This is a genomic window from Variovorax sp. 10L426 (assembly GCF_056395305.1).
Genome location: NZ_JBFTJF010000046.1, coordinates 1 through 1,788, shown reverse-complemented (window position 1 = coordinate 1,788; position 1,788 = coordinate 1). Strand labels below are relative to the sequence as shown.

Genomic DNA, 1,788 nt, shown 5'->3' with positions numbered 1-1,788 from the left:
TACCTTCCCTTCGGGTTGTCGTGCAAAGGGGCCGTCTGCGGCGTTGCCCACGCTTGCAAGGCCAAAGCCTTGCTGCGCGCGGGCGCCTTGCATCCAGCCCCTTTGCACGGCAACGCGATCCCCGGAAGTAGTGTGAACAGGCCCTAGGCGGCCGCCAGCGCGGCCAGTTGCCGACGCAGCGCTTCGTTCTCGGCCGTCAGTTCGGCCACACGTTGTCTCAGGGTCTGCAATTCATCGGGTTCCGCTGCGTCCTGCGACGTCGCTGCGGGTTCCTCACGAGGCTTTCGCCGGGATTCGCGGGCTCTCTTGGCTGCCTGCTTCAGTTCATCCTTGCCCGCATTCGCCGCGGCGACCTGCTCCTCGGCAGGCAAGGTCGCCACCGCGGCCGCCGCATTGATCGAGATGGTGCCGGACTTCACGGCGGCGACCACTTCCGGCGCAGCCTGTTTCTGGATCTTCTCGATCATCACGACCTGATTGCTGCTCAGGCGTGCCGCCTTGGCGAGCGCTTCGCGGCTGTCGAGCGGTGGGTGCGCGCCCGTGTCCGCGACTGCCTCGGCGGGTGCCGCGGAAGACGGCTCGTCGCTGGATGCACCTGCTGCGCGCGTGCGCTTGTCGGCGACGATTTCCCGCTTTCGCAGCGCGAGCACGCCGCGCTGGAAATCCGAGATGCTGCGACGGCCGAGATGCTGATCGATCATCCACAGGTGCACGTCCTCGATCGATCGAAAGCGCGTGTTCTGCACAGTCTGGAAAGGCAACTCGTGCTTGCGGCAGATGCGATAGCGGTTGTGGCCGTCGACCAGCACGTCGCCCCAAAGGACGAGCGCATCGCGGCAACCTTCCGCGAGGATGCTGCGTTCGAGCGCTTCCTCTTCCTCCTCGGTCAGGGGATCGATATAGGCTTTGAGTTCTTCGTTGACGACGATGTCCATGGCGTGCGGATTCGGGGGGCGGCAAAAGGGGCCGCATTGTAGGGAGCCCGGGATAACCCTCGATTTCCGGTAGGTGGAACCCACATCAACCTGACTCTTGGCTGACCACACAATCGCCCATCGAATTCATTCGTGGAGACTGATCGTGAAAATCAAGAGTCAGAAAGACTTCTTCTCGGGGGTGATGTTCGCCGTCGTCGGAGTCGCTTTCGCCTGGGGCGCGACGACTTACAACGTCGGCAACGGCGCGCGCATGGGCCCCGGTTACTTCCCCCTGATGCTCGGCATCCTCATGGCCATCATCGGCCTCGCCATCATGTTCTCCGGCCTCACGGTCGAGACGGAAGACGGCGAGAAGATCGGCAAGTGGGCCTGGAAGCAGGTGGTCTACATCATCGGCGCCAACCTCGCGTTCGGCGTGCTGCTCGGCGGACTGCCGAGCTTCGGCGTGCCCGCCATGGGCATGATCATCGCGATCTACGCGCTCGTGCTGATCGCCAGCCTTGCCGGCAGCGAATTCGATCTGCGCAAGGTGCTCGTTCTCGCAACAGTACTGGCCGTCGGCAGCTACATCGCATTCATCTGGGCGTTGAAGCTTCAGATCCAGGTGTGGCCCACCTTCATTACGGGTTGAGGACGACAAATGGATCTCGTTGCAAATCTCTCTCTCGGCTTTGGTGTCGCGTTCACCTTCACCAACCTGTTGTATTGCCTGGTCGGCTGCATCCTGGGCACGCTGATCGGCGTGCTCCCGGGCATCGGCCCGGTGGCGACCATCGCGATGCTGCTGCCCGCCACCTACGCGCTGCCGCCCGTGTCGGCGCTGATCATGCTGGCCGGCATCTACTACGGC

General features: G+C 63.4%; 3 protein-coding genes. 2 read left to right on the top strand and 1 reads right to left on the bottom strand.

Features of this window, described 5'->3' with window-relative positions; genetic code table 11:
- Positions 1-143: 143 nt before the first annotated feature.
- Positions 144-935: a ParB N-terminal domain-containing protein gene (locus AC1DHL_RS29615; protein ID WP_478164311.1), complete on the bottom strand. Its 792-nt coding sequence runs from the start codon at positions 933-935 to the stop codon at positions 144-146.
- Positions 936-1,080: 145 nt separating this feature from the next.
- Here AC1DHL_RS29615 and AC1DHL_RS29610 point away from each other — a divergent pair, with 145 nt between their 5' ends.
- Positions 1,081-1,569: a tripartite tricarboxylate transporter TctB family protein gene (locus tag AC1DHL_RS29610; protein ID WP_478164310.1), complete on the top strand. Its 489-nt coding sequence runs from the start codon at positions 1,081-1,083 to the stop codon at positions 1,567-1,569.
- A 9-nt stretch (positions 1,570-1,578) separates the two neighbouring features.
- The coding region (locus AC1DHL_RS29605; RefSeq protein ID WP_478164309.1) for a tripartite tricarboxylate transporter permease at positions 1,579-1,788 on the top strand (210 nt) is incomplete at its 3' end.